The organism is Neorhizobium populisoli (assembly GCF_019430945.1).
Lineage (GTDB): Bacteria > Pseudomonadota > Alphaproteobacteria > Rhizobiales > Rhizobiaceae > Neorhizobium > Neorhizobium populisoli.
This window is the reverse complement of the sequence record NZ_JAHYCB010000013.1, coordinates 22597-35883: the sequence shown is the minus strand read 5'-3', so window position 1 is coordinate 35883 and position 13287 is coordinate 22597. Positions and strand designations below refer to the sequence as shown.

The following is a 13287-nucleotide window of genomic DNA, read 5'->3' as shown; positions in this document are numbered from 1 at the left end:
TGCAGCGGAAATAGCCGCCAGAACGGTTGTCCTGCTTAACGCGGTAATCGAAGCCTAGAGCGGAAAGGCCGACTGAGCCGCTTCTCCACACTCTTACCAATCTGGCTTATGCCTTGGGGCTTGCCGCGCCGTGCGCGTTAAAATCCCTCGTGACGAGCAACGGTCTTTCTCACGGCCGGCGCGGCGTTACGACCGCTCGTTCAAAGAACCGCAGCTGCTCATCGCCACTTTCGATTGTGATTTCAAATATCAGCCGCTCTCCTCGCCGGATCGCCCCAGCCTTTTTGGTCAACGTCGCGATGACTTTTGCGGGTGTCCTTGGTGTCAGAGTCATCGCCAGTCCTTTTGGCCCGGCCTCCATTTTGGCAATGCCCAGGCGACCAGCGTCGAGCTGCAGGCGAGTTGTCCGCAGGAGTAGGGCTACCTCATCAGGAAGTTCGCCGAACCTGTCTTCGAACTCCTCTTCGAGGTCGTCCATTTCTCTCCGTGTGGATGCTCGCAACAGCTTGGCATAGAGATTGAGTCTCACCGCTGGGTCCGACACATAATCTGCGGGTATCGTGCCGGCCACGTCGAGGTGGAGGATTGCGCACTGCCTGATGGCCGATGATTGCTTGCGTATTTTCGCAACGGCTTCCGCAAGTAGTTTCTGGTATAGTCCGGTGCCGATCGCCTTCATATGCCCGGCTTGATCCTCCCCAGCAATGTCGCCCCCGCCACGCAGGTCGAGATCTCGAAGGCTGATCGCCAGGCCGGAGCCCAGGCGGTCATTCTCGACAAGGGTCGAAAGCCGCAGCCGCGTTTCCTCGGCCAGTTCTGCACCTTCTTCCGTCAGAAGAGTGCATATGCCCTGCGCTGCTCCGCGTCCAACACGTCCGCGCAGTTGATGAAGCTGTGCCAGCCCGAATCGATCAGCGTGCCATACGAACATAGTGTTGGCTCGCGGCACATCGAGGCCGTTTTCGATGATGTTGGTGGCGAGCAGGACGTCGCCGTCACCTTCCGCAAAACCGACAATAGCTTCATCGATAGCTGCCACGGGCATCTTGCCGTGAGCCACCTTGACGGAAAGCTCCGGAACGATCTTTCGCAGTATCGTTGCGACGTCTTCTATGTCCTCGATGCGGGGCACTACGACGAAGCTCTGCCCTCCTCGTCGATATTCACGCATCAGCCCGGTCCGCATCGATGCGCTGTCGAACATTGCAAGCGAGGTACGGATAGGCCGACGTCTCGAGGGCGGCGTCGTCAGGAGGCTGACCTCCTGAATCCCAACCATCGCCGATTGCAAGGTCCGCGGTATAGGTGTCGCCGACATGGTGAGCATATGAAGAGACGGTGCAAGAGTGTTCATCGCTCGCTTGTCCTTCAGCCCGAAGCGGTGCTCCTCATCCACGATCAGCAGCGCCAGACGGGCAAAGCGGACATCCTTCGCCAAGATCGCTTGGGTCGCAACGACGACACCGATTTCACCTGCTGCCAGCGCCGCTTTTACGTGTTTTGCCTCGCTTGGCTTGAGCAGCCGAGACAGCATGCTGACTGCGATACCAGTCGCCGCGAAGCGGCGCTCGAACGTAGCAAAGTGCTGACGAGCCAACACGGTGGTCGGTGCGATGACGACCACCTGACCGCCTGCGAGCGATACCGCTGCTGCTGCCCGTAACGCGATCTCAGTCTTGCCGAAGCCGACGTCTCCACAGACAAGGCGGTTCATCGTGTGTCCGGATGCCAGATCAAAGAGGACTGCCTGGATGGCTTCGGCCTGGTCATACGTTTCGGTAAATGGAAACCGCCGCGTGAAGGCGGAGAATTCGGCGCGAGGCGGAATGAATCGCTCTGCTTGCGACGCCTGCCTATGCTTGGCGACGGTCGCGAGATGACGCGCGGCGGACAGAATGTCCGCTGCAATCTTTTCTCGTTTCTTCTGCCAAGCGTCATTGTGAAGGCGATCAAGGGTAACGGCTTCGGGTTCGGAGCCATAACGCCACAGCTTTCCAAATTCCTCCATCGGCACAAGCACGGAACCTTCGTCGCGATATTCCAGACGGGCGGCTTCCCGAGAGACGCCCTCAACGGCTATGCTTTCCAGATGTTTGAGAATTCCAACGCCATGATCTTCGTGAACAACGACATCGCCTATCCGAAGCTCGGGCTCGGCCAAAAGTGTGCTGGAGCGGGTGACCCTGCCAGATGCATCGGCCGCGGCGATCACAGCTACACTCTGCGCGGCATCGACGAACCCCTGCTCAAGGTCCACGGCCAGTTTGAGAAGAGTGCCGGGCTCGGCCTCCCGAACTGCGTTCCAGGCGTCGATTGACCGAGGGGCGAGCCCAGTTGCCTTTGCCAGGCGCCGACAGAGGGCATCGGCGCTCTTGCCTTTCCCTGAGATTACGACCCTCAGCCCTTGTCGCAGCTGATCCTGCACCAGCTTAACCGACGCGCTACGCGGGTCGGCGTCGGCGGTATCTGTTGGCAGGTCACCGCCTTCTCCGAGATCCATTGCGCCTGTCGATGTTTTGCTGACGTATCGCTCCCATTCGGCGCGGTCGAGGTAGATCGAACGGGAGGAAGGGACGTCCTTCTCTCCGAAATCCTTGCGGGCCTTGCGGGCATCCTCGATGATTTCGAGATAGCGCTCCAGTCGATCGGCCGCACCTGGTGCAAGAATTACGTCGGCGTCACCCAGGATGTCGAACACGGTTGGCATGTCTCCATAAAGGCGCAAAAGGTGGCGCTCCATGGTGTCCGACTTTGGAGCAGGGACTTCCGTGGCGGCTTGGCAGGAAATGGCCTCGGATGCCGGACCAATAATCACGCTTTCGAGATAGCTCTCCGTCCTCTGGGACAGGCGGTCAAAGCCTCTAAGTTCCGAAATCCTATCATCCTTCGACAGAACGATACGCATCGGTCCAGGTGCGCCGGCGGGGTAGATATCAATCACGCCTTCGCGAACGGCCAACTCACCCGGATCGTCCGCAACCCCTTCTTCCACATAGCCCGTTTGTTGGACGAAGTCGGAGAATACGCCGCGATCAAACGGCTTTCCCACCACGAGTTCCAGTTGGCTGTCCGCAACGACGGCTGGCGGCGGAATACGCTGAAGTGTTGCGTCGAACGAGGTCAGAAACAATCGCGGCGCCTCGCTGGGGGAGCTCCAGATCCGTAATGCGTCCATACGCCGGCCCATGCAGTGCCGCGAGGGTGGCACGCGGTCATAGGGAAGGCTGTCCCACGGTGGCAAAATAATCAGCTTGATTTCGGGAAACAGGGCGCCGACGGCCTCAGCAATTTTGGCAGCCGCGCCTTCGCTCAGTGCGACGTAGCACAGCGATCGTTCCGAACGTCGCAGCAATGCCGCAAGCCTAGTCGCCACGAAACCCGGTGGCAGCTTGAAATCCGCCGTCTGATCGGCTGCGGTAGAAGGCACGGACGCATTTTCATCTCTAGACTCTGCGACGCTCACCAGGACCTGCCATTTCTTGCCCGCAATATTATCAGCCTGCATGAACGAAGTTTTGATCAGCCTGTTCCATGCCGCTGGCTGCGTTCCATCGCCTCAGCAAACGCGATTTCGGCATCTTTGCTTCACACCATGAACAACAATCTTTTCGCAGATTTAAGCCGTTACAATCCATCATTGTTCGCCAGTTTTTCAGCTCGCGGCTGGCGAATTCGCGGATTGAGGGGTCGAACCGCTTAGCAGCTGAGGGGATTGAGGATTTTGCTGTTCATCGCAGCCGGTAGGTCTGGTACTTCACGAACTTGCCGCAAACGCAGCCGTTCACGAGTCTCTTTTGATCCGCAAGGTACGCTTGCGGTAGACTGGAAACTGAAGGGACGATCACCCGCGACTGGAATCACGCAGGCCTGTCTCTCCGGATCGCCCTTCCGTCGCTAGATAAAGTGGGACGGGACTTTCGTGGCATACTCTGAAAGCTGATTAGGCTTTCTCCACTCAGCGTCTTGGAGCATTAGGGTGTTACCGCGCAGCAAGGGCCGTAAGGCGAAGCTCGAACGCCGTAGTCCAAGATGTCCTTTCGCTTTGGTCGATCTTCAAGACGAAATAATTGACGTTATTGAGCCTCGGGAACCGTCTGTGCGCCTAAGCGTTGCTGGTGGCTGACAATCGTTTTCATGGTATTTTCAATATGGCTCTCGACACTATTTCCGTTCTTGTTGTCGAAGAAGAGGTGCTGATACGCTTGAGCCTTGTAGAAGATCTGGGTGATGCCGGCTTTCAGGTGTTTGAGGCGGGTAATGCCAACGATGCGCTGCAACTTCTAAATTGCAATCCCAAGATCCAGGCTCTGTTCACAGACATCGACATGCCCGGCCTGATGAATGGTTTGAAACTGGCCGAACTCGTGAGCCACTCGCGCCCTGAGATAGCGATCCTCCTGACGTCTGGGTATTTAAAGGTTCCCAAGAACGATCTGCCCATACAAGTTCCTTTCCTTTCAAAACCATATGATATTGATCGCGTGGTAAACCATATCCGCGAGCAAACAGTCCGCTAATGCGAGAAAATTTGCTTTGCATCGACCTTTACGCCATAAAAATCAGATAGAGCAGCTGCCTAGGGAGTGAGCGATGCAACGGTTTGCGTGCTCAAGCTCAAGGCCGGGACACAACGGATATTTCATGGCACTGGTGAAGACATCCCGATTGGGCTCACGGGCGACCGCGACCAGGGCTCCCGGGGAAGGGCCTGCGGTTACCGTCGCAGACAAGGCCGCAACGTCGCGCCGGCTGCAAGATCGTTCCCGCGTCCGGCAGCAAAAGGCGGCCGAGCGGATCGGGGCTGCGACTGAAGAACTTGCTACCGGGGTTGCGGAAGCGGCTGCCGCCGCTGAAGAACTGCGGCGCGCACTGGAACAAATTGCAAGCGGGGCCGAGGAAGCGGCGGGCGCCGCTCACCAATCCTTGTCTGCCACCAATCACCTGTCCTTACGATTTTCCACAGCCCGGTCGGAGGCAGATGCTGCTCGTCGGCGCACCGAGGAGCTCCAGAACTCGGTTCTTGAATCCGCCGCGCAGATCGATGTATCGGTTTCGGCGATCGACGCCAACGCCACGCGGCAGATCGCAGCCATCGCGGTCATCAGCACGCTTCAATCTCAGGCTGAAAGTATCGGAGCCACGACCGTCGCGGTGGCGGATATCTCCGATCGTACCAATCTACTCGCGCTCAACGCGGCGATCGAGGCGGCTCGAGCCGGGGACGACGGTCGCGGTTTTGCAGTCGTCGCCGACGAGGTCCGTGCGCTGGCGGAAATTGCCGAGCGGAGCTCCCGCGATGTCAGCCGGCATGCCGAGACAATCGTCGATGGGGTGCGCCAGATTGCCGACCGCATCAAGTCCGCCGCGTCCACCGCGCAGGAGCAGACTAGGTCAGGCAGGGCGATAGCCGAAGTCCTGCACACCATCCGGTCGGGTCTCAGCGACCTGTCTCAGGGCAGCCAGACTATCTTGATTGCCGCGGTCGAAGCGGAAGTAGCGGCACGGGAGGCCCAGAAGGGTGCCGAGACCGTCTCGTCAGCCGCCGAAGAGCAGTCGGCGGCTGCGACGGAGGCGCAGCGCGCCGTCCAGCAGCAAAGTGCGGCGCTCGAGGAAAGCCAGCAGACCGCCCAGGCGCTTGCGATCCTGGCGGACGATCTTGTGAACGAAAGCGGCCGGGCCGCAAGAACGGAAGAGTTGAGTTCGGCTGCCGAAGAACTGTCGTCGACCGTTCAGGAACTGTCCGGCGCGGCTAGCGAAATCCTCATCGCCGTCGAGCAGATCAGCCGGGGCGCGGAAGCGCAGGCCGCCGCGACGCAGGAAGCCAATGCGGCCATGGCCCAGATCGAGAAGAGTGCTTTCCAGACGCAGGAGAGCGCCGAGCAAACCAACCGTCGCGCAGAGGAAATCAAGGCGCTGCTTGCGACGAACAAAGGGGGGGTGAGCGGCATTGCCGCCGGTGTCTCCCACGCTCTTGTCGAAACGCGCAACGCCTTGGCGGAACTCAGCTCGCTCGGCGAAATCGGTTTCCAGATCGAACGCACCGTGGATCGGATCGTTTTGGTTGCGGTTCAGACCAGCATGCTGGCCGTCAGCGGCTCCGTGGAAGCGGCACGAGCCGGCGAAGCCGGGCGCGGGTTTGCCATCGTCTCGACCGACATTCGCAAGCTGGCGCAGGATGCCGCCGAGAATATCGATGGCGTCAAGGACATCGTGCGACAGATCAGGGTACAGATCGCGACCGTTCAGCGCGAGCTCGAGATGATCGTCGCGGCGTCCGAAGCTGAAATCGCCAAGAACAGGCTGATCGTCGACCGTCTGACAGTCGCGGAAACCGACATAGACACGATGGTACGCGGCAGCGCCTCAATCCTTGATGCTGCTCAGGCGGTTCTGGTTGCAGTCAAACAGGTGCAGGCCGGTACCCAGCAGATCGCCTCAGTTGCGCAGGAAGCGGGCGCTGCTTCCGAGCAGGCGGCAACGGCGGCGCGACAGCAATCGCGCGGCGCCGAAGATCTTGCTGCAGCCGTCGAAGAAATTGCATCGCTGGCCGATGAACTCCAGATGGCCGGAAACTGAGGCGATGGTAATTTCCTCCGCTGCGGGCGCCGATCAGAGGCGGCTCTTATTTCAGGTCGGAGAGAGACGTCACGAAATCGACGCGCGCCTGGTGCTGGAGGTTGTCAGGGTACCGCATATCACTCGGGTTCCGCATGGTCCGGAAGCGCTGGCGGGCATTGCCAATCTCCGCGGCAGGCCGATACCGGTCCTGTCGATGGAAAGGGTTCTGGGTGGCTTCAAAAGCATCGCATCCCATGAAGGCAAGATCATAGTCTACGACCATGCAGGCGCAGTCGGGCTTCTTGTCGACGACGTGCTGAGGCTTTCGGCTGATGCAGCCGATGCAACGGCGATGCCCCTACAGGACCTAAACGGCCTGCTGGACACGGCGTTCAAAGCGACAAGACGAGCGCCGATCAGTCGCCTCGCCGAGATGGACAGCAAGATCGGGACGGAGACGCGCGTCCGGCTAACCGCCTTGCTGTCGTTCCGGGTGGCAGATCAACTGTACGGCCTGCCGCTCGATCGCGTCCGCGAGGTTGCCACGCTGACCGGCGATATCGCGATGATCCCGACCGCAGAAGACGCGATAATCGGCCTCGTTCCGATGCGAGACAGCATCCTGCCGCTGGTTTCGCTTGCGTCCCTTCTCGGTCTTGATCGTGGACGCTCGACAGGTAACGGAGCCTGTATCGTCATCGTCGAGCATGAAGATGACGTGGTCGGCCTTGTGGTGGACGATATGGACGTCATCCGTCGGCTTGCCGACGATGCCATCGATACGGTTCCAGCCGTCCTGCAACGCGGACGCGGCAATGCGCAGATCGATGCGATCGGCCGCATTGCTGATGGCGGACTGCTGATCTCGATCCTGTCGCCGGAAAAGCTGTTCGGCCATCGGGCGGTCACGCAGGCGATCAGCCAGAATACGGGAGCAAGATCGATGGAAAAAACGGCGGAAAGCGAAGTTGCATCCGAACAGTTTCTGATCTTTCAACTCGGCGACGAACATTATGGCCTGCCGATCGCATCGGTCGATGAAGTCGTCCAGGTCCCCGACGACGTAACCCGCATCCCGGGCGCGCCAAAATTCGTGATGGGCGTCATCAGTTTGCGTGGCAAGGCCATTCCGTTGATCGACCAGCGCACCCGATTCGATTTGGCAGCCTTGTCACAGGCCACCAAGGTACGCGCCATCGTCGTGACATTGGGAGCCCTTCAGGCCGGTTTCGTTGTCGATGGCGTCTCGGAAGTAAAGGCCGTTTCCTCCGCCGCTCTTTCGGCGGCGCCTGAATTTTCCTCCGAGCGGACAGATGTCTTCGACCGGATCGCGCATATCGAAACCGAGGGCAGGATGATCTTGCTGATCGACCCGCAGGAACTGCTGACGCGTACAGAGCGGGATGTCGTCGCGGCGATCACTGACGAAAAGTCGATGGTGGCCGGTTCGTGATCCGTCTTCTTATCGTTGAAGATTCCGCCTTGATGCGGAAGCTGCTTGGACAGATCTTCAGCGCCGAGGGAGATTTCACCGTCGAGTTCGCGCGAGACGGTGCTGAGGCCCTGAAAGTCATCTCGGGCTTTCAGCCCGACGTGGTCACACTCGATATCCACATGCCGCTGATGGACGGGCTTGTTTGCCTGGACCGGATCATGCTCGAACATCCCTGTCCCGTGGTCATGGTTTCGTCACTGACTGAAGAAGGTGCGGAAGAGACCCTGGCGGCGCTGGAGATCGGCGCGGTCGATTTCATTGCCAAACCGGGCGGCGCGATTTCTCTTTCCATCGACGAACTCACTCCACGTCTGGTCGAGAAGGTTCGGACGGCAGCAACGGTCCGCATCCGGCGCAGCCGACGGCTTGCAGAGCGCGTTCGCCTGGCGCAGACGATACTGCCGCAGCAGGCGATCCTGCCGCGCGGACGCCGAGATTCTCCAGCGCGACCGATCAGGCAGGCGGGCAGGCCGGGTATCGTGATGATCGGGACATCGACCGGCGGTCCGCCGGCGCTTGATGCGGTGCTTGCCAACCTTCCGTCGGGCTTCGATTGGCCGGTGGTGGTCGCACAACATATGCCAGCATCCTTCACCGGCCCGCTTGCCAAGCGGTTGGACAAGATATGCGCTCTGACCGTCAGCGAGGTCGCTCAGCAGACCAGATTGGAACCGGGCAATATCTATGTTGCCAAGGGCGATGCGGATATCGTTATCGCATCGCGCGCCGGATCATTGGTGGCGATGGCAGCTCCAAGCGATCAGGCCTATCGGTGGCATCCAAGCGTCGACCGCATGGTACGCTCTGCCATGAAACACCTGCCGGCGGCCGATCTTGTCGGTATTCTGATGACGGGCATGGGAAATGACGGAGCCGCTGCGATGGCCGACTTGCGGAGCGCCGGTGGCTACACGATTGCCGAAGCCGAAGAAACGGCCGTCGTATGGGGGATGCCGGGAGAACTGGTGCGCCTCGGTGGCGCAAGCGAGATCAGACGCGTCGAGGAGATCGCCGCTTCTTTGATGGATCGGGTCTGCTGATGGTCATCCCTCCGACCAATTCGGGGAATCACGGCGCCTCGCCGCTTTCTGCGTCGGATCTCGAGGAGATCTGCGAGATCATCTACAAACGCAGCGGCATGGTTTTCGGTGAAACCAAGCGTTACTACATCGAACGGCGCATCACCGATCTGATCGACCAGCGGAACGCCCAATCGGCGAGGAACTACATTTCCATTTTGCGCGGCGACCTGCGTGAGACGGAATTGCTGATCAACAGCTTCACGGTCAACGAGACCTATTTCTATCGCGAGCAGCACCAGCTTGCCTGCCTGAGCAATTCGATCCTCCCGGACATTATCCGCTCGAAAGGGCCGGGGGATCGTATCCGGATCTGGTCGATGCCCTGCTCAAGCGGCGAAGAACCCTATTCGATCGCCATCTGGCTGCTCGAAAACTGGCCTCTCGTCGATGCCTACAATATCGAGATCGTCGGCTCTGACATCGATACCGCGATCTTGCGGCGGGCGGCGGAAGGGTATTACGGTCAGCGATCACTCTCGAAGCTTCCGAAGGATATCGTGGACCGGTATTTCGAACCGGAAAACCAACAGGATCGCCGCCTCATAGAAGATTTGCGAGAATCCGTGACGTTTGCCCGAGGCAACATTGTCGATCGCCAGACGCTTGCCGCGATCGGGCGTTTCGATGTTATATTCTGCCGGAACCTGCTGATCTATTTCGATGAGGCGGCACGGGAGGTCGCGGCCCGCAACATCCACGACCTGCTTTATCCCGGTGGCTATATCTGCCTCGGTCATACGGAATCCATGTCGCGCATTTCGGAAACTTTCGAAGCGGTCCGTTTTCCCGACGCCATCGTCTATCGAGAGGCGGGAGACAAATGAATGGATGAATTGATCGAACAATTCGCCATCGAGGCACGCGAACTGATCCAGCAGGCGTCGGAAGATCTCATGGCGCTGGAGGCAAATCCGCGTGCGCGCGAAAGCCTCGAAAGCGCATTCCGGGCGATCCATACGCTGAAGGGATCGGTCGGGCTGTTCGATTTCGGCCCGATGGCGGGCATATTGCACCAGGCTGAAGATCTCCTGTCGCAGGCGCGCGCCGGCAAGATCGTCGTGGACGCGGCGCTGATCGATCCGATTCTGGCGATCATCGAATGGGTCGATGACAGTATCGACGGCATTTCGCAAACGGGAGGCCTCCCGGAAGCACAGGAGAAACAGGCTACGCGGCTGCTTGGGATCCTTAACGGCGCAGTGACCGCGCGAGACAACGATGCGCCGGCCGACGCGCCCGCGGCGATTCCCGACTGGGCGCTTTCCCTGCATCAATTGATGTCGGCATCCGGGGCGGCGGGGCAGATGATAGCCATTCGTTACGAGCCGCATCCCGAGTGTTTCTTCAGCGGTGACGATCCGCTCGCGACGATCTCCAGTCTGCCGGATCTCAGGCATCTGACGGTTTCGCTGAAAGAGCCCCAGCCGTTGCCAGAGAAATTCGACCCTTTTCGCTGCGGCCTGCTGATCGAGGCGGTATCGGGCACTTCGCTTGCAGAGGCGGAAGCCGTGTTCCGGCTTATACCCGATCAAGTTAAGCTTTTTGTCTTGACCGTCGCCGCTGATAAGCGGGCAGGCATCGCGCCGGAACCGGCATCGGGCCGCAGCCCGGAGCGTCAGTCGACAACCATGCGGGTGGACTCGACACGTATCGATAAACTTGTCGAAATTGCCGGCGAGCTGGTCACAGCGAAGAACAGCCTCGTTCCGCTCTCTGAAGAAGCGCGCAACCACGGCAATGGTCCGCTTGCTAAGCGCATCCTCTCCAGCCATCACGAGATCGAGCGTCTGGTTGCTTCGCTCTACGGTGCCGTCACTCAGGCGCGGATGATACCGCTCGAAAATACGTTCCGCCGGTTTCCGCGATTGGTCAGGGACACATCGGCTCGGATCGGTAAGGCCGTCGATCTGGTGATCGAAGGCGAAACGGTCGAGGCGGATCGCGAGATCGTCGAAAATCTCTTCGAGCCCTTGCTTCATCTCGTTCGAAACGGTCTCGACCACGGCCTCGAACCCGAAGATGACCGGCTGAAATTATCCAAGCCGAAACGGGGGCGCCTCCTTTTGCGGGCCCGGCAGCGGGGAGATCAGATCGAAATCGAAGTCGCGGATGACGGTCGCGGCATGGACCCGCAGCGTGTACGCGCGGCAGCGGTGGATCGCGGCATTCTATCGGAGAGCCAGGCTTCGACACTTTCGGAAACGGATATCCTCCAGCTTGTCTTCGCGCCCGGCTTCTCGACGGCAGCGTCGATTTCCGAACTCTCCGGCCGCGGCGTCGGCCTCGATGCGGTACATACCTCCGTCAAACGGCTGGGCGGGACGGTTGAGTTGCAAAGCGTTCCGGGGTTGGGCACTTCGTTCTTTCTGAAATTACCGATCAGCTTTTCGATGACGCAGCTCATGATCGTCGAGGTCGGCGGCGAGCGTTACGGCGTACCGATCACTGCCATCGTCGAGACCCATAAACTGCCATTGAGCGCCATCCAGTCGGTCAGGGCAGGACGTGCGTTCGTGCTACGCGATCGCACGATACCTTTGCTGCATCTGGGCGAATTGCTACAGGTCGCCGCGCCGAACTCGCAATCCGGCGATCTCAAGGTGTTGATCGTGCGGGCCGGTCAGGAAGATATCGGTGTTGCCGTGGATGCGATCGCCGAGCGGGCCGAAACTCTCACTCGGCCTTTGGCCGGGCTTCTGCAAGGCGTGGCCGGAATAGCGGGAACGACGTTGCTGGGAGATGGAAGGGTCCTGCTGGTGCTGAATATGGAGGAGTTGTTGTAATGACGATCAGCCTCGATGCAGGCGCCATCACCCTTTCGGGAGCATGTGGGGTGGAGGAGGCGGAGCCGTTGATGAGTTACCTGGAGAGCCGGCCGGACCTTCCCGTCGATATTAGCGCGGCAACCGTCATCCATACCGCTCTTTGGCAGGCATTGATGGTGTTCGGACCCGAGATAATCGGGACGCCTATATCATCTTTTATGGCGGATAAGCTGCTGCCCGGGGTAAGGGCCGATATTGCCACAAGACGCGAAATATAGGCGGCGAACTTGCGAAGATCCCTGGATCCCCATAAGGCTATAACCATCTCCGCCGCAGGCGGGTGCAGGGTGAGTAAACGGAGTATGAAATGACGGTCACAGTCCTTGTCGTGGACGACAGCAAACTGGCCCGTATCGTGGCGGGCAAGGCAATCGCCGCGCTGCAGCCCGACTGGACCCGCGTCGAAGCGGGTAGTGCGGCCGATGCCTTGGGCATTGTCGAGACACAGCAGATCGACATCGCCATCCTGGATTTCAATATGCCGGACAAGGACGGGCTTGAACTGGCATCGGAGTTGCGCGTCGACTATCCGAATATGCCGATCGCGGTGATCACCGCGAATGTTCAGGACGAGATCATTGCCAGGGTGAGGGCGTTGAACGCCACGTTCGTTGCCAAGCCGGTCACCCAGGAAGCGCTCACCGGCTTTATTTCGGGGGCAGCACTTCGGCTCAAAAAGGCCGGGACATGACCGACAACACGATTGCGCTGGACGAACTCGAACGCGACGCGTTGACCGAGCTCGTCAATATCGGTGTCAGCCGCGCGGCTGCGAGCCTGCGCAAGATGGTGAACAGGCAGGTCATCCTGTCGGTTCCATCGGTTGAGATCGTGACGCGCAAGTCTGCAGCTGCTCTGATCGGCCAGCGCGAAAGCGAAACGCTGATCGCCGTCCAGCAGCAATTCGAGGGGCCATTTTCCGGCCGGGCGCTGTTGATCTTCCCGGAGAGCAACGGTCTGTCGCTCGTGCGGGCGATCGTCGGCGATGAGATGGATGAGGCTGACCTCGCCAGCATGGAGGAAGAGGCGCTTGCCGAGACCGGCAACGTCATTCTGAACGGCTGCCTCGGAACAATGGCCAACATGTTGCAGCATACGCTGAAAATGTCACTGCCAGATGTCCGCCGCGGAGACAGCAACCTTCTGTTCGGTGTTCTCGGCAGCGCGCGAGAAGAAAGCTTCGTCTTGTTTCTCTATATCAACTTTTCGGTTCGCGAACACAATATCCGCGGCTATATCGCAATGATCATGGACCTTCCGTCCCTTGAGAAGCTCAAACAGCTCATCGCCGATTTCATCAATCGCGTGATGACTGCAACATAATAAC

At 59.5% G+C, this 13287-nt stretch carries 10 protein-coding genes and 1 pseudogene; 10 read left to right on the top strand and 1 reads right to left on the bottom strand.

Features of this window, described 5'->3' with window-relative positions; translation table 11 throughout:
* Positions 1-169: 169 nt before the first annotated feature.
* A complete protein-coding gene (locus tag KX729_RS27170) occupies positions 170-3505 on the bottom strand; it encodes a DEAD/DEAH box helicase (protein WP_219745629.1) in 3336 nt (1111 codons plus the stop codon).
* A gap of 610 nt (positions 3506-4115) precedes the next feature.
* Here KX729_RS27170 and KX729_RS27165 point away from each other — a divergent pair.
* From KX729_RS27165 to KX729_RS27125, 10 genes and pseudogenes are all read left to right on the top strand, one after another.
* The gene (locus KX729_RS27165; protein ID WP_312992164.1) at positions 4116-4517 is read left to right on the top strand and encodes a response regulator; all 402 of its coding nucleotides are present in this window, start codon (positions 4116-4118) and stop codon (positions 4515-4517) included.
* Positions 4518-4590: 73 nt separating this feature from the next.
* Positions 4591-5403, top strand: a pseudogene (locus KX729_RS34925) (methyl-accepting chemotaxis protein); the annotation flags it as partial.
* A gap of 429 nt (positions 5404-5832) precedes the next feature.
* Positions 5833-6576 (top strand): methyl-accepting chemotaxis protein, encoded by a 744-nt coding sequence (locus tag KX729_RS34920; RefSeq protein WP_512699459.1) that lies wholly within the window; start codon positions 5833-5835, stop codon positions 6574-6576.
* 4 nt (positions 6577-6580) lie between these two features.
* Entirely contained in the window at positions 6581-8011 is a 1431-nt protein-coding gene (locus KX729_RS27155; protein WP_219745627.1) for a chemotaxis protein CheW, read from the top strand.
* Positions 8008-9093 carry a chemotaxis-specific protein-glutamate methyltransferase CheB gene (gene cheB, locus KX729_RS27150; protein WP_219745626.1) on the top strand — a complete coding sequence of 362 codons (1086 nt, stop codon included), beginning with the start codon at positions 8008-8010 and terminating at the stop codon, positions 9091-9093. The genes KX729_RS27155 and cheB overlap by 4 nt, the downstream gene beginning before the upstream one ends.
* Entirely contained in the window at positions 9093-9959 is an 867-nt protein-coding gene (locus KX729_RS27145; protein WP_219745625.1) for a CheR family methyltransferase, read from the top strand. Before cheB ends, KX729_RS27145 begins: the two co-directional genes overlap by 1 nt.
* Entirely contained in the window at positions 9960-11918 is a 1959-nt protein-coding gene (locus tag KX729_RS27140) for a chemotaxis protein CheA (protein WP_219745624.1), read from the top strand. It abuts the gene before it with no gap.
* Positions 11918-12178 (top strand): hypothetical protein, encoded by a 261-nt coding sequence (locus tag KX729_RS27135; RefSeq protein WP_219745623.1) that lies wholly within the window; start codon positions 11918-11920, stop codon positions 12176-12178. The genes KX729_RS27140 and KX729_RS27135 overlap by 1 nt, the downstream gene beginning before the upstream one ends.
* An 89-nt stretch (positions 12179-12267) precedes the next feature.
* A complete protein-coding gene (locus KX729_RS27130; RefSeq protein WP_219745622.1) occupies positions 12268-12651 on the top strand; it encodes a response regulator in 384 nt (127 codons plus the stop codon).
* Positions 12648-13283 (top strand): chemotaxis protein CheC, encoded by a 636-nt coding sequence (locus KX729_RS27125; RefSeq protein ID WP_219745621.1) that lies wholly within the window; start codon positions 12648-12650, stop codon positions 13281-13283. The genes KX729_RS27130 and KX729_RS27125 overlap by 4 nt, the downstream gene beginning before the upstream one ends.
* The last annotated feature ends 4 nt before the right edge of the window (positions 13284-13287 follow it).

Bases quoted from the DNA above. Each gene is read 5' to 3' on its own strand.
- KX729_RS34920 (WP_512699459.1), top strand. From the start codon at position 5,833: ATGGCCCAGATCGAGAAGAGTGCTTTCCAGACGCAGGAGAGCGCCGAG.
- KX729_RS27140 (WP_219745624.1), top strand. From the start codon at position 9,960: ATGGATGAATTGATCGAACAATTCGCCATCGAGGCACGCGAACTGATC.
- KX729_RS27145 (WP_219745625.1), top strand. From the start codon at position 9,093: ATGGTCATCCCTCCGACCAATTCGGGGAATCACGGCGCCTCGCCGCTT.
- KX729_RS27155 (WP_219745627.1), top strand. From the start codon at position 6,581: ATGGTAATTTCCTCCGCTGCGGGCGCCGATCAGAGGCGGCTCTTATTT.
- KX729_RS27125 (WP_219745621.1), top strand. From the start codon at position 12,648: ATGACCGACAACACGATTGCGCTGGACGAACTCGAACGCGACGCGTTG.
- KX729_RS27170 (WP_219745629.1), bottom strand. From the start codon at position 3,505: ATGCAGGCTGATAATATTGCGGGCAAGAAATGGCAGGTCCTGGTGAGC.
- KX729_RS27135 (WP_219745623.1), top strand. From the start codon at position 11,918: ATGACGATCAGCCTCGATGCAGGCGCCATCACCCTTTCGGGAGCATGT.
- KX729_RS27130 (WP_219745622.1), top strand. From the start codon at position 12,268: ATGACGGTCACAGTCCTTGTCGTGGACGACAGCAAACTGGCCCGTATC.